General features: G+C 63.1%; 16 protein-coding genes. 4 read left to right on the forward strand and 12 right to left on the reverse strand.

What is annotated here, in order from left to right:
• Window positions 1-11 precede the first annotated feature (11 nt).
• The 12 genes from nuoH to modA form a co-directional block, all read right to left on the reverse strand.
• The gene (gene nuoH, locus SFA35_RS10965; protein ID WP_320578158.1) at window positions 12-1,019 is read right to left on the reverse strand and encodes an NADH-quinone oxidoreductase subunit NuoH; all 1,008 of its coding nucleotides are present in this window, start codon (window positions 1,017-1,019) and stop codon (window positions 12-14) included.
• A complete protein-coding gene (gene nuoG / locus SFA35_RS10970; protein WP_320578160.1) occupies window positions 1,016-3,733 on the reverse strand; it encodes an NADH-quinone oxidoreductase subunit NuoG in 2,718 nt (905 codons plus the stop codon). Before nuoG ends, nuoH begins: the two co-directional genes overlap by 4 nt.
• 139 nt (window positions 3,734-3,872) lie before the next feature.
• Window positions 3,873-5,231 (reverse strand): NADH-quinone oxidoreductase subunit NuoF, encoded by a 1,359-nt coding sequence (nuoF, locus tag SFA35_RS10975; protein WP_320578162.1) that lies wholly within the window; start codon window positions 5,229-5,231, stop codon window positions 3,873-3,875.
• Window positions 5,228-5,725, reverse strand: a complete 498-nt coding sequence (gene nuoE, locus SFA35_RS10980) for an NADH-quinone oxidoreductase subunit NuoE (protein ID WP_320578164.1) — start codon at window positions 5,723-5,725, stop codon at window positions 5,228-5,230. Before nuoE ends, nuoF begins: the two co-directional genes overlap by 4 nt.
• A gap of 2 nt (window positions 5,726-5,727) precedes the next feature.
• A complete protein-coding gene (nuoC, locus tag SFA35_RS10985; protein WP_320578165.1) occupies window positions 5,728-7,515 on the reverse strand; it encodes an NADH-quinone oxidoreductase subunit C/D in 1,788 nt (595 codons plus the stop codon).
• 99 nt (window positions 7,516-7,614) lie between these two features.
• Window positions 7,615-8,289 carry an NADH-quinone oxidoreductase subunit B gene (locus SFA35_RS10990; protein WP_320578166.1) on the reverse strand — a complete coding sequence of 225 codons (675 nt, stop codon included), beginning with the start codon at window positions 8,287-8,289 and terminating at the stop codon, window positions 7,615-7,617.
• A gap of 10 nt (window positions 8,290-8,299) precedes the next feature.
• Entirely contained in the window at window positions 8,300-8,713 is a 414-nt protein-coding gene (locus SFA35_RS10995; protein ID WP_320578168.1) for an NADH-quinone oxidoreductase subunit A, read from the reverse strand.
• A 466-nt stretch (window positions 8,714-9,179) separates the two neighbouring features.
• Window positions 9,180-10,505: an isocitrate lyase gene (aceA, locus tag SFA35_RS11000; protein WP_320578170.1), complete on the reverse strand. Its 1,326-nt coding sequence runs from the start codon at window positions 10,503-10,505 to the stop codon at window positions 9,180-9,182.
• A 254-nt stretch (window positions 10,506-10,759) separates the two neighbouring features.
• The gene (locus SFA35_RS11005) at window positions 10,760-11,515 is read right to left on the reverse strand and encodes a secretin N-terminal domain-containing protein (protein ID WP_320578172.1); all 756 of its coding nucleotides are present in this window, start codon (window positions 11,513-11,515) and stop codon (window positions 10,760-10,762) included.
• 64 nt (window positions 11,516-11,579) lie between these two features.
• A complete protein-coding gene (modC, locus tag SFA35_RS11010; RefSeq protein ID WP_320578174.1) occupies window positions 11,580-12,668 on the reverse strand; it encodes a molybdenum ABC transporter ATP-binding protein in 1,089 nt (362 codons plus the stop codon).
• A 3-nt stretch (window positions 12,669-12,671) separates the two neighbouring features.
• A complete protein-coding gene (modB, locus tag SFA35_RS11015; RefSeq protein ID WP_320578176.1) occupies window positions 12,672-13,352 on the reverse strand; it encodes a molybdate ABC transporter permease subunit in 681 nt (226 codons plus the stop codon).
• Complete coding sequence (modA, locus tag SFA35_RS11020; RefSeq protein ID WP_320578179.1) at window positions 13,352-14,101, reverse strand: molybdate ABC transporter substrate-binding protein; 750 nt, start codon at window positions 14,099-14,101, stop codon at window positions 13,352-13,354. Before modA ends, modB begins: the two co-directional genes overlap by 1 nt.
• A 160-nt stretch (window positions 14,102-14,261) precedes the next feature.
• Between modA and SFA35_RS11025 the strand changes: the two genes are divergently transcribed.
• The 4 genes from SFA35_RS11025 (at window position 14,262) to SFA35_RS11040 (ending at window position 17,934) form a co-directional block, all read left to right on the forward strand.
• Window positions 14,262-14,948: a dihydrofolate reductase family protein gene (locus SFA35_RS11025; protein ID WP_320578181.1), complete on the forward strand. Its 687-nt coding sequence runs from the start codon at window positions 14,262-14,264 to the stop codon at window positions 14,946-14,948.
• A gap of 5 nt (window positions 14,949-14,953) precedes the next feature.
• Window positions 14,954-15,886 carry a DUF72 domain-containing protein gene (locus tag SFA35_RS11030; RefSeq protein ID WP_320578183.1) on the forward strand — a complete coding sequence of 311 codons (933 nt, stop codon included), beginning with the start codon at window positions 14,954-14,956 and terminating at the stop codon, window positions 15,884-15,886.
• A gap of 124 nt (window positions 15,887-16,010) precedes the next feature.
• Complete coding sequence (locus SFA35_RS11035; RefSeq protein WP_320578185.1) at window positions 16,011-17,288, forward strand: serine/threonine transporter; 1,278 nt, start codon at window positions 16,011-16,013, stop codon at window positions 17,286-17,288.
• Window positions 17,289-17,436: 148 nt separating this feature from the next.
• Entirely contained in the window at window positions 17,437-17,934 is a 498-nt protein-coding gene (locus SFA35_RS11040; protein WP_320578187.1) for a nucleoside 2-deoxyribosyltransferase, read from the forward strand.
• Window positions 17,935-17,998 lie beyond the last annotated feature (64 nt).

The following is a 17,998-nucleotide window of genomic DNA, read 5'->3' on the forward strand; positions in this document are numbered from 1 at the left end:
GGGTCAAATCCTCACTGGGCCGCAACAGCTGGCGTGTTGAGCAACACGATCGCAGCGGTCACCAGCAAATTGAGCAGGGTCAGCGGCAGGCAGAACTTCCAGCTGAAGTCCATCACCTGGTCATAGCGCGGGCGCGGGATGGAAGCGCGCAGCAGGATGAACAGCATGATGAAGAACGCGGTTTTCAGCACGAACCACATGAACGACAGTTGCGGCAGGATGTTGAACGGACCGTGCCAGCCACCGAAGAACAGCGTCACCAGCAGGGCCGAGATGAGGATGATGCCGATGTATTCACCGACGAAGAACATCCCCCATTTCATGCCCGCATACTCGATGTGATAACCGTCGGCCAGTTCCTGTTCCGCTTCCGGCTGGTCGAACGGGTGGCGGTGAGTCACGGCCACGCCAGCGACGAAGAAAGTACAGAAGCCGAAGAACTGCGGAATGATGAACCACAGGTTCTGCGCCTGGTACTCGACGATGTCGCGCATGTTGAACGAGCCGGCCTGGACCACGATGCCCATCAGCGCCAGGCCCATGAACACCTCGTACGACACGGTCTGCGCCGAAGCGCGCAGGCTGCCGAGCAGGGCGTACTTGTTGTTGCTCGACCAGCCGGCGAACAGCACCGCATACACCGAGAGACCCGCCATCGCGAAGAAGAACAGCAGGCCGATGTTGAGGTCGGCAACGCCCCAGGTCTGGGTGACCGGGATGATCGAGAAGGCGATCAGCAGGGCCGACATGGCCACCACCGGCGCCAGGGTGAAGATCACCTTGTCGACGAAGGGTGGGTTCCAGTCTTCCTTGAAGAACATCTTCAGCATGTCGGCGGCAATCTGGAACATGCCGAACGGGCCCACGCGGTTCGGCCCGTAACGGTCCTGCCACCAGCCCAGCAGCCGGCGCTCGACGAAGCTGAGCAGCGCACCGCAGACCACTACGGCGAGCAGGATGACGATGGCCTTGAGCGCGGCGATGATCGAATCGATCACCTCGGGGGTAAACCAGCTCATTGTGCTGCCTCCTGCAGGCCTTCGACGCTTGCGCCGGCGAACACCGGCGGAATACCGGCCAGGCCCGCAGGCAGGCCGACCAGGCCGGCGCCCAGTTCCTCGTCGACGCGCAGCGGCAGGCGCAGCGCCTGGCCGTTGACCGTCAGGCTGAGCAGTGCGCCGTCATTGACGCCCAGGCGATCGGCCTCGGACTTGGCCAAGGCCACGTAGGCGGCTGGGATGCGTTCCTGGACTGGCGCGGCGCGCGAGGAGTTTTCCTCGGAACCGAACAGGTGGTAGAACGGCACCGCCTGCCAGGTGCCGCGGGCCGGGGCGAACGCACTGGGGACAGCGCTGAACCAGCCCAGCTTGTCGCCGCTGCTTTCGATCAGGCGGGTGCCCGGGTCGCCAGCACGCAGGTGACCACCGACTTCGTCCTGAAACTTGTTCCAGGCTTGCGGCGAGTTCCAGCCCGGCGACCAGGCGAACGGCACCTGCTGGCGCGGCTCGGCGGAGCCCGAGTAGCCTTCCATGGAGAAGGAGAACGCGGTGTCGATGTCTTGCGAGGTGCGCGGCTCGTGCACGCTGATGTTGGCGCGCATGGCCGTGCGACCGCTGTAGCGCAGCGGCTCGCGGGCAAGTTTGAGGCCCTTGATGCGGAACGCGGCGGACGGTGCGGCGTCGACGATGCGCGCCAGTTGCGGCTGGCTGCCGGCGACGGCGGCGGTGACGTGGTCCAGCTGGGTCCAGTCCACCGGCTTGTTCAACAGGGTGGCGCGCAGGGCATGCAGCCAGCGCCAGCCTTCGTGGACCAGGATGCTGGCATCCAGGTAGGTTGGGTCGAACACCTGGAAGAAGCGCTGGGCACGGCCCTCGGCGCTGACCAGGGTGCCGTCGCCTTCGGCGAAGCTGGCAGCCGGCAACACCAGGTGGGCTTTGTCCACGGTGCGGGTGCTTTGGTGGTCGGCGACGATCAGCACTTTGGCGGCGTTGAATGCAGCGTCGACCTTGGTGGCGTCGAGGCGGGTGTAGAGGTCGTTCTCCAGCACCACCAGCGCATCGGCACGGCCGTCGATGACGGCCTGCAAGGCCGCGTCGGCCGAGTCGCCGCCGAGCATGGCCAGGCCCAGGCTGTTGGCTTCCGGGACCACCAGGCTCAGGGAGCCGGCCTTCTCGCGCAGGGCCAGGGCCTTGGCGATGTTGGCGGCGGCTTCGATCAGCGCCTTGGAGCCCAGCGAAGTGCCGCTGACGATCAGCGGACGCTTGGCCGCGAGCAGGGCGTCGGCGATGCGTTGCGCCAGGTCCACCGCGTCGCTGTCCAGGCCGACAACGGCCGGGGCGCTGGCGTCGATGGCGTGGGCCACGGCAAAGCCCAGGCGGGCGAGGTCGTCGGGGGCGGCGTGCACACACTCCTCGGCGACGTCGTCCAGGCGGGTATCGGTCAGGCTGGCGATGAACAGCGGGTACATCTCGTGCTGACCGATGTTCTTCACCGCAGCATCGAGCCAGGGTTGCACGCGCATGGCGTCGGCCATGGCTTCGGCCTTGCCCTTGACCGACTGGCGCAGGCTCAGGGCCATGCGCGCGGCGGTCTGGGTCAGGTCTTCGCCGAGCACGAAGACCGCGTCGTGGTGCTCGATGTCACGCAGGTTGGGCACCGGCAGCGGGCTGTCGTTGAGCACCTGCAGGACCAGGCGAATACGCTCCAGCTCACCGGCCTCGATACCCGAATAGAAATGCTCGGCACCGACCAGCTCGCGCAATGCATAGTTGCTCTCGAGGCTGGCACGCGGCGAACCGATGCCGACGATGTTGCGTCCGCGCAGCAGTTCGGCGGCCTTGTCCAGCGCCGCATCGAGGCCCAGCTTGAGGTTGCCCTGGCGCAGCAGCGGCTGACGTGGGCGGTCCTTGCGGTTGACGTAGCCGTAGCCGAAACGGCCGCGGTCGCAGAGGAAGTACTGGTTGACCGAGCCGTTGAAGCGGTTCTCGATGCGCCGCAGCTCGCCGTAGCGCTCGCCAGGGCTGATGTTGCAGCCACTGGAGCAGCCATGACAGATGCTCGGGGCGAACTGCATGTCCCACTTGCGGTTGTAGCGCTCGGAGTGGGTCTTGTCGGTGAACACACCGGTCGGGCAGACCTCGGTAAGGTTGCCGGAGAATTCGCTTTCCAGCGCGCCGTCTTCGACCCGGCCGAAGTACACGTTGTCGTGGGCGCCGTAGACGCCCAGGTCGGTGCCGCCGGCGTAATCCTTATAGAAGCGCACGCAGCGGTAGCAGGCGATGCAACGGTTCATCTCGTGGGCAACGAAAGGGCCGAGGTCCTGGTTCTGGTGGGTGCGCTTGGTGAAGCGATAACGGCGCTCGTTGTGGCCGGTCATCACCGTCATGTCCTGCAGGTGGCAGTGGCCGCCTTCCTCGCACACCGGGCAGTCGTGCGGGTGGTTGGTCATCAGCCATTCGACGACGCTGGCGCGAAACACTTTCGCTTCCTCGTCGTCGATGGAGATCCAGCTGCCGTCGCTGGCCGGGGTCATGCAGGACATGACGATGCGGCCGCGCTTGTCGTTCTCGTCGGTGTACTGCTTGACCGCGCACTGGCGGCAGGCACCGACGCTACCGAGCGCGGGGTGCCAGCAGAAGTAGGGGATGTCGAGGCCCAGCGACAGACAGGCCTGTAACAGGTTGTCTGCGCCATCGACTTCGAGCGCTTTGCCGTCTACGTGGATAGTGGCCATGGTTCAAAGGTCTTCGTTGGCCCGCTTGGTGGGCGGGCGTGGCTAATGGAAATCTTGTTATGGGCCCGGCGCCTGCCTGCACTCACGTGGGCGGCATCGCGGGCCGAGGCTCGGCGTTGTACGCCGAACCCTTGCTGTCTTATGCGCCGACCATGGTCGGGCTGACCACCTGGGTCAGGCTGCCCGGGGGCGTCGGCGCGATGCCGGCCTCGAACTCCGAGCGGAAATATTTGATTGCGCTGCCCAAGGGCTCCACGGCGCCCGGTGCGTGCGCGCAGAAGGTCTTGCCGGGGCCGAGGAAGCCGACCAGGCCGAGCAGGGTCTCGATATCGCCCTGACGCCCCTGACCGGTTTCCAGTGCACGGAGGATCTTCACGCTCCACGGCAAACCGTCGCGGCACGGGGTGCAGAAGCCGCAGGATTCCTGGGCAAAGAACTCTTCCATGTTGCGCAGCAGCGAGACCATGTTGACCTTGTCGTCCACCGCCATGGCCAGGCCGGTGCCCATGCGGGTCCCGACCTTGGCCACGCCGCCGGCATAGAACTGGCAATCGAGGTGCTCGGGCAGCAGGAAACCGGTACCGGCACCGCCAGGCTGCCAGGCCTTGAGCTTGAAGCCGTCGCGCATGCCACCGGCGTAGTCTTCGAACAGCTCGCGGGCCGGCAAGCCGAACGGCAGCTCCCACAGGCCAGGGTTCTTGACCTTGCCGGAGAAGCCCATCAGCTTGGTGCCGTGGTCTTCGCTGCCTTCGCGGGCGAGGGATTTGTACCAGTCGTTGCCATTGCCGATGATCGCCGGCACGTTGCACAGCGTCTCGACGTTGTTCACGCAGGTCGGCTTGCCCCACACGCCGACCGCAGCAGGGAAGGGCGGCTTGGAGCGCGGGTTGGCGCGGCGACCTTCCAGCGAGTTGATCAGCGCGGTTTCTTCACCGCAGATGTAGCGACCGGCACCGGTGTGCACGAACAGCTCGAAATCGAAGCCCGTGCCCAGGATATTCTTGCCCAGCAGCCCCGCCGCCTTGGCTTCGGCCACGGCGCGATTGAGGTGTTTGGCCGCGGTGACGTATTCGCCGCGCAGGAAGATGTAGCCACGGTAGGCTTTCAACGCGCGGGCGCTGATCAGCATGCCTTCGATCAGCAGATGGGGCAGTTGCTCCATCAGCATGCGGTCCTTCCAGGTGTTGGGCTCCATTTCGTCGGCGTTGCACAGCAGGTAGCGGATGTTCAAGGACTCGTCCTTGGGCATCAGGCCCCACTTCACGCCGGTCGGGAAGCCCGCACCGCCACGACCCTTGAGGCCGGAGTCCTTGACCATCTGCACGATGTCGTCCGGCGCCGATTGGGCGAACGCCTTGCGGGCGGCGGCATAGCCGTCCTTGGTCTGGTATTCGTCGAGCCACACCGGCTCGCCGTCGTCGCGCAGGCGCCAGGTCAGCGGGTGGGTCTCGGGGGTACGGGCGATGCGGTTGGCAGGGCCGAACGAGGTGAGGGTCATGGGTAAGCCTCCAGCATCTGGGCAACGCCTTCAGGCTGCACGTCACCGAATGTATCGTCGTCGACCATCACGGCCGGGGCCTTGTCGCAGTTGCCCAGGCAGCACACCGGCAGCAGGGTGAAACGGCCGTCTGCGGTGGTTTCGCCAGGGCTGATGCCGAGCGTGTTCTTGATTTCGCTGACCACCGACTCGTGGCCGGCAATGAAGCAGACCATGCTGTTGCACACCCGGATGATGTGCCGACCGACCGGTTGGCGGAAGATCTGGCTGTAGAAGGTGGCCACGCCTTCGACGTCGCTGGCAGGAATGCCGATCAGCTCGCCGATGGCATAGATGGCGCCATCCGGTACCCAGCCGCGTTCCTTCTGGACGATTTTCAGGGCTTCGATGGACGCCGCGCGTGGGTCCTCGTAGTGGTGCAGCTCGTGCTCGATGGCCGAGCGCTCGGTTTCGCTGAGGGCGAAACGGTCAGTCTGGATAAGCGTGCTGTTCATGCTTAACGGTCCACGTCGGCCATAACGAAGTCGATACTACCCAGGTACGCGATCAAGTCCGCGACCATGCTGCCTTTGATCACCGAAGGGATCTGTTGCAGATGCGGGTAGCTTGGAGTGCGGATCCGGGTACGGTAGCTCATGGTGCCGCCGTCGCTCGTCAGGTAATAACTGTTGATGCCCTTGGTCGCTTCGATCATCTGGAAGGATTCATTGGCCGGCATCACCGGGCCCCACGAAACCTGCAGGAAGTGCGTGATCAAAGTCTCGATGTGCTGCAGCGTGCGCTCCTTGGGCGGCGGCGTAGTCAGCGGATGGTCCGCCTTGTACGGGCCTTCGGGCATGTTGCGCATGCACTGGTCGATGATCTTGATGCTCTGGCGCATTTCCTCGACGCGCACCATGCAACGATCGTAGGCGTCGCCGTTATGGGCCAGCGGTACTTCGAACTCGAAGTTCTCGTAACCCGAGTACGGGCGGGCCTTGCGCAGGTCGAAGTCGCAGCCGGTGGAACGCAGGCCGGCACCGGTGACGCCCCATTCCAGGGCCTCCTTGGTGTTGTAGGCGGCGACGCCGATGGTGCGACCCTTGAGGATGCTGTTCTGCAGGGCGGCCTTGGTGTATTCGTCGAGGCGCTTGGGCAGCCATTCGACGAAGTCCTTGACCAGCTTGTCCCAGCCGCGCGGCAGGTCGTGGGCGACGCCGCCGATGCGATACCAGGCCGGGTGCAGGCGGAAACCGGTGATGGCTTCAATCACCGTGTAGGCCTTCTGGCGGTCGGTGAAGGTGAAGAACACCGGGGTCATGGCGCCAACGTCCTGGATGTAGGTGCCCAGGAACAAGAGGTGGCTGGTGATACGGAAGAACTCGGCCATCATGATGCGGATGGTGTCGACCTTCTGTGGCACCTTGATGCCGGCCAGCTTCTCGACTGCGAGCACGTAGGGCAGGTTGTTCATCACCCCGCCGAGGTAGTCGATGCGATCGGTGTAGGGGATGAAACTGTGCCACGACTGGCGCTCGGCCATTTTCTCGGCACCACGGTGGTGGTAACCGATGTCCGGCACGCAGTCGACGATCTCTTCACCGTCCAGCTGCAGGATGATGCGAAATGCACCATGCGCCGAAGGGTGGTTGGGGCCCAGGTTGAGGAACATGTAGTCCTCGTTGCTGCCCGAGCGCTTCATGCCCCAGTCTTCCGGCTTGAAGCGTGCAGCCTCTTCCTCGAGCTGCTGCTTGGCCAGGGTCAGGCTGAACGGGTCGAATTCGGTGGCCCGCGCCGGGTAGTCCTTGCGCAGCGGGTGGCCTTCCCAGGTCGGCGGCATCATGATGCGCGACAGATGCGGGTGGCCGGCGAAGTCGATGCCGAACATGTCCCAGACTTCTCGCTCGTACCAGTTGGCGTTGGGCCAGATGCCGGTCACGGTGGGCAGATTGAGGTCGCCTTCGTTGAGCGCGACCTTGAGCATCACATCGCTGTTACGTTCCACCGAAAGCAGGTGGTAGAACACGGTGAAGTCGCTGGCGGCCGGTACGGCGCGGCGATGGGTGCGCAGGCGCTCGTCCACGGCGTGCAGGTCGTACAGCATGCTGTACGGCTTGGCCGAGTTGCGCAGGAAGGTCAGGACTTCAACCAGTTTGGCCCGGGCAACCCAGAGCACCGGCATGCCGGTGCGGGTTTCCTGGGCGCTGAAGGTCTCGGGGCCGAAGTGGTTGTGCAATTCGACGACCACATCCTGGTCGTCAGCCTTGTAGGGCGGGATATACAGCGCGGTGTCCGCTTTTGTCATGATCTGGGTCGCTATCGGTCAACGTTGAGAATGCATCCAGCGTCTGGTCTGGCCCAGCCAGGTTCTTGTGAAACCTGGCGTGGCAAAACCGGGGCAGGATCAGACTTCGTCGGGGCTGCGCAGGTTGGTCACAGCAATACGCTGTTCGCGACGTTGTTCCTTTTGCGAAGGCATCTCGGCGCGGTAAACGCCTTGATCGCCCACGACCCAGGACAGCGGTCGCCGCTCTTTGCCGATGGATTCCTGCAGCAGCATCAAGCCTTGCAGGAACGCTTCGGGGCGAGGCGGGCAGCCCGGCACGTAGACGTCCACAGGCAGGAACTTGTCCACGCCCTGTACCACCGAGTAGATGTCGTACATGCCTCCGGAGTTGGCGCACGAGCCCATCGAGATGACCCACTTGGGCTCGAGCATCTGCTCATAGAGGCGCTGGATGATCGGCGCCATCTTGATGAAGCAGGTGCCGGCGATGACCATGAAGTCGGCCTGGCGCGGCGACGCCCGGATCACTTCGGCGCCGAAGCGGGCAATGTCGTGGGGTGCGGTGAAGGCCGTGGTCATTTCCACGTAGCAGCAGGACAGGCCGAAGTTGTACGGCCACAGGGAGTTCTTACGTCCCCAGTTGACCGCGCCACTGAGCACGTCCTCGAGCTTGCCCATGAAGATGTTCTTGTGAACCTGATCTTCTAGGGGGTCGGAAACAGTTTCCCGCTTGCCGATTGGATACTGCTCGTTAGGCGCATCCGGGTCGATCCTGGTGAGATTGTATTGCATTGCCAAAGCCTCATTGTTTCAGCATCGCTTGCCGCTTGCGGCGACCTTCGGGCGCCCAGTCGAGAGCCCCCACCCGCCAAAGGTAGACAAGTCCTGCCAACAGAATTGCTATGAAAACGAGTGCTTCGACAAAGCCGGCCCAGCCGCTTTCGCGTACCGACACCGACCAGGCGAACAGGAAGAGGGCTTCGATATCGAAGATCACGAAGAGCATCGCGACCAGATAGAATTTTGCCGAAAGGCGCAGCCGGGCGCTGCCGACCGGCAGCATCCCGGATTCGAAAGGTTCGTTCTTGCTGCGGCCGAAGGCCTTGCTGCCCAGCAGGCTCGAGAGCCCCAGCATGAAGGCGCACAAACCGATGACACCCAGCAGGAAAATGGCGAAGCCCCAGTTGTGGGCGATCATTCCAGTCGAATCGGGCATGCTCTCGAATCCTTAACAGAGGGCTCTGGCCCGCTGTGCTTGAATGTGGTGTCGCAGTGACGATATGTCGCAGTGCTGCTATCGCGCTGATTTTATGGGTAAAGCGACAGCAAGTAAATTTCCCTAAGCAAATTAATTCGTAGCATTACGTACATAGCGACCTTCAATGTAGCTCAACGCCACGGTTTGTGGGGATTACCGGGCAAATTGTTAATTATGTTTCTGCGACAGCGTAACGACCGCTGTTAAAGTAAATGATAAGTAATCGCATTTGATTGGAGTTGAGCTTAGTGCGCCGGACCTTTTAGCGCAGCCGTTCTAATTAGAGGGTGATCTGGATCAAGGTTCGGGTGCTGCTGGCAGGTGTGCAGGGGCCGGCGATGCTGGCGAATGGCCCGTCAGCGAATATGCAACCCACGAAAAAGCCGCCCGAAGGCGGCTTTTTCACAACGTCACAGCCATTTCATCAATGAAACTGCTCTTCCTCGGTCGAGCCGGTCAGCGCTGTCACCGACGAAGCGCCGCCCTGAATCACCGTGGTCATGTCGTCGAAGTAGCCAGTGCCCACCTCCTGCTGGTGCGCGACGAAGGTGTAGCCCTTGGCGGCATCGGCGAACTCCTGCTCCTGCAGCTTGACGTACGCGGTCATGTCGTTGCGTGCGTAGTCATGGGCCAGGTTGAACATGCTGTGCCACATGTTGTGGATGCCGGCCAGGGTAATGAACTGGTGCTTGTAGCCCATGGCCGACAGCTCGCGCTGGAATTTGGCGATGGTCGCGTCGTCCAGATTCTTCTTCCAGTTGAAGGAAGGCGAGCAGTTGTACGACAGCAGCTGGTCCGGGTACTCGCGCTTGATGGCTTCGGCGAAGCGACGAGCTTCGTCCAGGTCCGGCTTGGCGGTTTCACACCAGATCAGGTCGGCATAGGGCGCATAGGCCAGGCCGCGAGCAATGGCCTGGTCGAGGCCGGCGCGTACTTTATAGAAGCCCTCTGGGGTACGGCTGCCGGTTACGAACGGCTGGTCGTACGGGTCGCAGTCGGACGTCAGCAGGTCGGCGGCGTTGGCGTCGGTGCGGGCCAGGATAATGGTCGGCACGCCGGCAACGTCGGCCGCCAGGCGCGCGGCCACCAGCTTCTGTACCGCTTCCTGGGTGGGCACCAGCACCTTGCCACCCATGTGGCCGCATTTCTTCACCGAGGCGAGCTGGTCCTCGAAGTGCACACCCGCCGCGCCCGCTTCGATCATGCTCTTCATCAGTTCGTAGGCGTTGAGTACGCCACCAAAGCCTGCTTCGGCGTCGGCCACGATTGGCGCGAAGTAGTCGATGTAGCCTTCGTCGCCCGGGTTCTTGCCGGCTTTCCACTGGATCTGGTCGGCGCGGCGGAACGAGTTGTTGATGCGCTTGACCACGGTCGGCACCGAGTCCACCGGGTACAACGACTGGTCGGGGTACATGCTCTCGGCCGAGTTGTTGTCGGCAGCCACCTGCCAACCGGACAGGTAGATGGCCTGGATACCGGCCTTGACCTGTTGCACGGCCTGGCCGCCGGTCAGGGCGCCCATGCAGTTGACGAAATCCTTGTCGGGACGGAACGACGGCTTGGCGCCTTGAGTGACCAGGTTCCAGAGTTTTTCTGCGCCTTGCCTGGCGAACGTATGTTCCGGTTGTACCGAGCCGCGCAGGCGCACCACGTCAGCGGCCGAATACGTACGGGTTACGCCTTTCCAGCGAGGATTCTCGGCCCAGTCCTTTTCAATAGCAGCAATTTGTTGTTCGCGTGTCTGTGCCATGGAGATCAGCCTCGTCGCTATGATTTCATATCCAGGAAATCCCTACTTATCAGTGGGTTGAAACAACTATCTCATGCGTGGTGAGAAGTTGTTTCGCGCCACTGATCGGCGGGAGCGAGGCCATCATGCCTAGCCGTTTGGAGGGCGTCAACGAAAATGTAGTGAAAAAAACAGACCACTACATAATGAGTGAAAACGCGACTGAACAGTCAATTTCGGAGGCTGGAGTCAGCACCGGGCAGTCACTCGCAGCTTCAGTCGACAGCATCGACCTTGACCCGCAAAGTCATGTCGTTCCTGCCCTGCGTGGAATATTGACGGGTTTGACCGTTGCGATTGGCCTGGCTTTGCTCGTTGACGCCCGCCAGGGTTATCCACTCGCCGAGCTTGCCGCTGACATTTGTGTCGGTGCTTTGAACGTCCACTACATCCTGACGATTCGCGTTGACTCGGTCATTATTGGTGCTGATGCTCAGGTGGACGATCTCACCGGTAACGCTGGCGGTGACATAGAAGCCCTGGGTGACGTTGCGGTACTGCGTGGAATTCTGCTGGTAGCCGTAACTGTCGGTCTGGCTGGTGGTCAGCGGTATGCTCTGCCCGACCTGGATCAGCGCCGGCGAGCCTTCGGTGGCCTGCACCTGCTGGACACCGCCGCTGCGGTTGGCGGTGCCGTACTGGATGATCCGCGTCTGGCCATTGCTGCCATTGACGCTGTAGCCAGCGCCGTTCTGGTCGTTGGAGTCGCTGGTGTCGACACTGATCAGCAGGCGCCGCGCGGGCTTGTCGAGCTGGCCGAGCAGGGTGGTCAGGTCGCTGATGCGCGCCGGGTCGGCATTGACGATCAGCTGGTTGCCGTAGGCGCTGACGTTGCCGTCGTGGCCGATGAAGTTGCGCGCGATCGGCAGCATGTCGTCGGCGGTGCGGTAGTTCAGGGGGATGACCTGGGTTGCGGCGAGCGCCGGCAGGCAGAGGGCCAACAACCAGATGGCGAGCAAGGGGCGCAGCATGTCCGTTATCTCCACAGGGGGTGTGGGGACAGTATGGCAGGACCGCTCCTTCAAGCCAGCGGCATCAAGCCAGCACGGCCACCGACTTGATCTGTGCCCACAGCACCTTGCCCGGTTTCAATTCCAGGGTGTCCGAGGAGTAACGCGTGATGCGCGCCAGCAGCGGCGTGCCGGCGGCGTCCAGGCCGACCATGACATGTGCGGCGTTATCGGTTGGCGTCAGCGCCGTGATGGTCACCGGCAGGCGGTTGAGGATGCTGCTGGCAGCATCGCCGGTCAGGCTCAGGCTGATGTCGCGGGCGCGCACCTTGAAGCGCAGGCGGGCGGCCATCGGCAGGGCCGCATGGGCGACCTTGACCTGCAGGCTGCTGTTGGGCAGCTTGAGGCTGAGCAGTTGGTATTGGCTGTCGTAGCTGCACACCCGGCCTTCGACCACCACGCCGGCGTCATCATGCAAGGCGATCGGCAGGTCGAGGCGCGCGAAGGTCTCGCCTACCGGGCCGCAGGCCAGCAGTTTGCCGCCCTCGATCAGCGCCAGGTGATCGGCCAGCCGCGCTACCTCGTCATGGGAATGACTGACGTAGACGACAGGGATATCCAGTTCGTCGTGCAGCCGCTCAAGGTATGGCAGGATTTCGGCCTTGCGCTGGCTGTCTAGGGCGGCCAGCGGTTCGTCCATCAGCAGCAGGCGGGGGCTGGTCAGCAGGGCGCGGGCGATGCCGACCCGCTGACGCTCGCCACCCGACAGGTGCAGCGGCTGACGGTCGAGCAGGGCGCTGATGCCCAGTAGTTCGCAGGCGCTTTGCAGCTGTACGCGGCGCTCGGCGGTACTGATGCGCTGCCAGCCATATTCCAGATTCTTTCGCACCGAGAGGTGGGCGAACAGGCTGGCTTCCTGAAACACATAGCCGATAGGGCGCTTGTGCGGCGGCACGAACACCCCAGCCTGGGAGTCCTGCCAGACCTCGCCGTTGATTTGCACGTAGGCCTGGGGCGCCTTGACCAGCCCGGCCAGGCAGCGCAACACGGTGGTCTTGCCCGAACCCGACGGGCCGAACAGGGCGCTGACGCCGCGTCCGGGCAGGCGCAGGTCCAGGTCCAGGGAAAAACCCGGGTACTTGAGTTGCAGGCGGGCCTTGATGGCGTCTGGCACGGGTCAACTCCAGGCTGAGCGACTGCTGCGGCTGGTGTGCAGCGCCAGCAGCACGACAAAGGAGAACACCAGCATGGCGCCAGCCAGCCAGTGGGCCTGCAGGTATTCCATGGCCTCGACATGGTCGTAGATCTGCACCGAAACCACGCGAGTCTTGTCGGGAATATTGCCGCCGATCATCAACACCACGCCGAACTCGCCTACCGTATGCGCGAAGCCAAGAATGGCGGCGGTGATGAAGCCTGGGCGGGCCAGCGGCACCACCACGCTGAAGAAGCAGTCCCACGGCGAGGCGCGCAGGGTGGCGGCCACTTCCAGCGGGCGGTCGCCGATGGTGCTGAAGGCATTCTGCAGCGGCTGCACCACGAACGGCATCGAGTAGATGACCGAGCCGACCACCAGGCCGAAGAAGCTGAAGGTGATCCGCCCCAGGCCCAATGCGTCAGTCAGATGGCCGATGGGCCCGTTGGGGCCGAGCAGCAACAATAGATAGAAGCCGATCACCGTAGGCGGCAGCACCAGCGGCAGCGCCACCACCGCGCCGATCGGCCCGCGCAGCCAGGAACGGCTGCGCGCCAGCCACCAGGCGATCGGCGTGCCGATCACCAGGAGGATGGCGGTGGTGAGCGTTGCCAGCTTGACGGTCAGCCAGATGGCCGACAGGTCGCTCGCCGTCAGCGGCATCAGATTTCGTAGCCGAACGACTTGATGATCGCCACGGCCTTCGGACCCTTGAGGTATTCCATCAGCGCCTTGGCGGCAGCGTTGTCCTTGCCCTTGGTGAGCACGACCGCATCCTGGCGGATGGCGTCATGCAGGTTGGCCGGCACGATCCAGGCCGAACCACTGGTCAGCTTGCCGTCCTTGTAGATCTGCGAGAGGGCGACGAAGCCCAGTTCGGCGTTGCCGCTGGAGACGAACTGATAGGCCTGGGTAATATTCTGGCCCTCGACGATCTTCGGTTTGACCGTGTCGCTCAGCTTGAGCTTGTCCAGTACCTGAGTGGCGGCCAGGCCGTAGGGCGCGGCCTTGGGGTTGGCGATGGATAGATGCTGGTATTGGTTCTTGGCCAGTACCGCGCCCTTGTCGTCGACATAACCTTCCTTGGCCGACCACAGCGCCAGGGTGCCGACCGCGTAGGTGAAACGCGAACCCTTGACGGTATCGCCCTCGTCTTCAAGCTTCTTCGGCGTGCTGTCGTCGGCCGCGAGGAACACTTCGAAAGGCGCCCCATTCTTGATCTGCGTATAGAACTGGCCGGTGGCGCCGAACGAGGCGACCAACTTGTGCCCGGTATCCTTCTCGAACTGGGTGGCGATGGCTTGCACGGGCGCGCTGAAATTGGCCGCCACGGCCACTTGCACTTCGTCCGCCCAGGCGGTGTTGAGGGCGAGGGCAGCGAACAGGGCGGCCAGCGGTGCTGTTATTTTCATTGGTTTGCTCCGAGGGGTTGTCGTTATATAAACTAATATATAGCGGATGGCCATGTGCTGAACAGCCCCTGGCGGACACTTTTGCTGAACTATCCGCAGCGCCCGGTGCTCTGGAATAAATAGCAAGACTATTGAAGCGATCATTCGACCGGAGTGGACCATGAAGCCCTACATAATCTGCCACATGATGTCGTCCATCGACGGCCACGCCTTGACCGATGGCTGGGACCGCGCCTTCAAGAAAAATGCCGGCGAACTCTACGAGAAACTTGCCGAACAGTTCAAGTTCGACGCCTGGCTGTGCGGGCGTGTGACCATGCAGGAAATTGCCCACGGTGAAGGCTATGCCAAGGGCCTGGCGCAAGGGCCGATACCGCGTGAGCATTATTTTGCCGAACGCAATGCCGACAAATACGCGATTTCCATCGATCCCCACGGCAAGGTCGAATGGAAGAGCAACCAGGCGCTGGATTCCCATGTGGTGCAAGTGCTTGCCGAAGGCGTCAGTGATGACTACCTGGCCTATCTGCAATCTATTCAGGTGTCCTATGTGTTCGGCGGCAAGAGCGAGATCGATCTGGGGCTGGTGGTCGAGCTGCTGGCCCGCGAGCTGGGCATCGAGCGGCTCTGCGTCGAGGGTGGGCCGCTGGTCAGTGGCTCGTTCGTCAATGCCGGCCTGGTGGATGAAGTCAGCGTGGTCATACTGCCGTTGGTCGACGGTCGCGGTGCCCACCCGGCCTCGTTCGAGGTGCCCGAGCAGGCCTGGCAGCAGCCGGCCTATCTGAGCCTGGTGTCGGCCGAAGTCCAGGACGGTGGCGCGGTGTGGTTGCGTTACAAAAAACCATGAGCAGGGTGCAGTCGAGTCGATACCACATAGGGATCTCCGGCTGGCGCTATGTGCCCTGGCGAGGTGATTTCTACCCCGCGGGCCTGGCGCAGAAGAACGAGCTGCCCTTTGCTGCGCGCGCCGTGAACAGTATCGAGATCAATGGGTCCTTCTATTCGCTGCAAACGCCGGAGCACTACGCGCAGTGGTATGCGGCGACACCCAAAGGCTTTGTCTTCAGCGTCAAGGGCGGTCGCTACATCACGCACATGCGGCGGTTGAAGGACATCGAAACACCGTTGGCCAACTTCTTCGCCTCCGGCCTGTTTCAACTCAAGGAGAAGCTGGGGCCGATACTCTGGCAGTTCCCGCCCAACTTCAAGTTCGACGCCGAGCGCTTCGAGCACTTCCTCAATCTGCTGCCGATAAACATGCAGCAAGCGCGCGGCCTGGCGGCGCAGTGCGAGGAGCGCCTGCGCAAGCCTGGGTATCTGGATATTCCCGCGCGCGGCAAACTGCGTCACGCGGTGGAAATACGCCATGAAAGTTTTGCCGTGCCCGAGTTTGCACAGCTGTTGCGTCGCTATAACGTGGCGCTGGTCAAGGCCGACACGGCCGGCAAGTGGCCCTATGCCGAGGACCTGACCGCAGACTTCGTGTATATCCGTTTGCACGGCGCCGAGGAGCTGTACAAGAGTGGCTACAGCGAAGCGGCCATCGAACGCTGGCGCGAGCGCATCCGGTGCTGGGCAGACGGTGGCCAGGTCGCCGATGCGCAGTTGCTCGACCCACGAAAGGGCCGGGCGGTCAAGCAGCGCCAGGTATTCTGCTACTTCGATAACGACGTCAAGGTGCATGCGCCCTACAACGCTCGCCGCCTGCTGGAGCTGCTTGGCGCTGCCGAGGGGTTGACCGTGACGCCGGGCGAGCTGGGGCCTTTCGCCGCGCCAACCCGCTGAACCCTTGCAGCCAGCGCCCCCCTTGGGGACAATGCCGGCCCTTTTTCAGGGCCGGGGCACTGCCTGCTGCATGTCTGACTCGCTTCCGGCCATCTTCGAACGACCGGCAAGGGAGAACCTCCGGATGATTGACCAGGCCAAAAGCCTCGATGCGGCTCACGTGGCGCCACAAGCGTCGAGCTCCCCTTGGAACCGTCACGACACCACCTGGATGCTCGGCCTGTTCGGCACGGCGATCGGTGCCGGTACCCTGTTCCTGCCGATCAATGCCGGCCTTGGTGGCTTCTGGCCGCTGCTGGTACTGGCCGTGCTGGCGTTTCCGATGACCTATTACGCCCACCGCGGACTGACTCGGTTCGTGCTGTCAGGCAGCGGCGGTGGCGATATCACCGATGTGGTCGAAGAGCACTTCGGGCGTCGAATTGGCGCGCTGATCACGCTGCTGTACTTCTTCGCGATCTTTCCCATCCTGCTCATCTACAGCGTGGCCCTGACCAACACCGTCGGCAGCTTCATCGAACACCAGTTGGGCTTGCAGGCGCCGCCGCGGGCCCTGCTGGCACTGGTGCTGATTCTCGGCCTGCTGGCCGTGGTGCGCTGTGGCGAGCGCTTCATCGTCAAGGCCATGAGCCTGATGGTTTATCCGTTCATCGTGGCCCTGCTCCTGCTGGCGCTGTTCCTGGTGCCGCACTGGACCGGTGGCATCCTCGTCACCGCCCATCAGGCCCCGCAACCCATGGCGTTCGTGCGCACGCTGTGGCTGGCGATCCCGGTCATGGTGTTCTCGTTCAATCACTCGCCGATCATCTCGGCGTTCGCCGTGGCGCAGAAACGCCGCTATGGCCAGCAGGCCGAGCGGCGTAGCGCTCGGATACTGCGCGGCGCACATGGTTTGATGGTGCTGATGGTGCTGTTCTTCGTGTTCAGTTGCGTGCTGACCCTGGCCCCGGAGCAACTGGCCGAGGCCAAGTCGCAGAACCTGTCGATCCTGTCTTACCTGGCCAACCATTTCAGCAACCCGACCATCGCCTTCGCCGCGCCGCTGATCGCCTTCGTGGCGATCGCCAAGTCGTTCCTCGGCCATTACATCGGCGCCAGCGAAGGCCTCAAGGGTTTGGTGCAGAAGAGCGGTCGACGGCCGAGCCCCAAGGCGCTGGACCGGGGAGTGGCCGCGTTCATGCTGGTCGTGTGCTGGCTGGTGGCGACTCTCAACCCGAGCATTCTGGGCATGATCGAGACCCTGGGTGGCCCGGTGATCGCCGCGCTGCTGTTCCTGATGCCCATGATTGCCGTGCGCCGGGTGCCGGCCATGGCTCGCTATGCAGGGCAGTGGTCCAATGTCTTCGTGCTGGTGATCGGTCTGATATCGATCTCGGCGCTGATCTGCTCGTTGCTGGCGTAGGCTGGCACCGCACCTCTCCCACTTTCGTTTGCGCCGCAACCTGAGGGTGGGGGGAGCCCCCCCGGAAGGCCGCCAGGCCGTTTTGACTTTGATCCACTGCACACCAGCGGCGTAGAATGCCGCCTTTGAGCCGTTTGCCGGGAGTCGCATGCCGCAGATCTACCTCGCCGGTTTCGATGTATTTCGCCGCGACGCCATCGAACAGGGCGCCCGGCTCAAGCAGTTGTGCCAGCGCCATGGCCTGCAGGGCCTGTATCCCATGGACAATCAACTGCCTGCCGGCCTGGTCGGCCAGGCCGCAGCCCGGCGCATCTACCAGGACAACCTGCGCATGATCGCCGATTGCGATGCCGTGCTGGCCAACCTTGAGGTGTTCCGTGGCCTTGAGCCCGATTCCGGTACCGCTTTTGAAGTTGGCATGGCCGCTGCCCTGGGCAAACCGGTGTGGGGCTATTTCTCGCCGGTGGCCGACCTGCGCGCGTTGCACGGCGCCCACCGGCCGAGCGTCGACAGCCTGGGCTTTGTCATCGAGGATTTCGGCCTGCCGCGTAATCTCATGCTGGCCTGCAGCTGGGCAGGTTACAGTGCCACGGCGGAGGAGGGGGTGCAGGCGTTGGCAGGTTTACTCGCTGACCGACAAAGTTGAATGGCGTGGCTGCACAGTGAAGATTCTTTCATCCTCTTTGCCGGGTGAAACTCAACTGAAATAC

This window comes from Pseudomonas sp. HR96 (genome assembly GCF_034059295.1).
In the GTDB taxonomy this organism is placed as follows: Bacteria; Pseudomonadota; Gammaproteobacteria; order Pseudomonadales; family Pseudomonadaceae; genus Aquipseudomonas.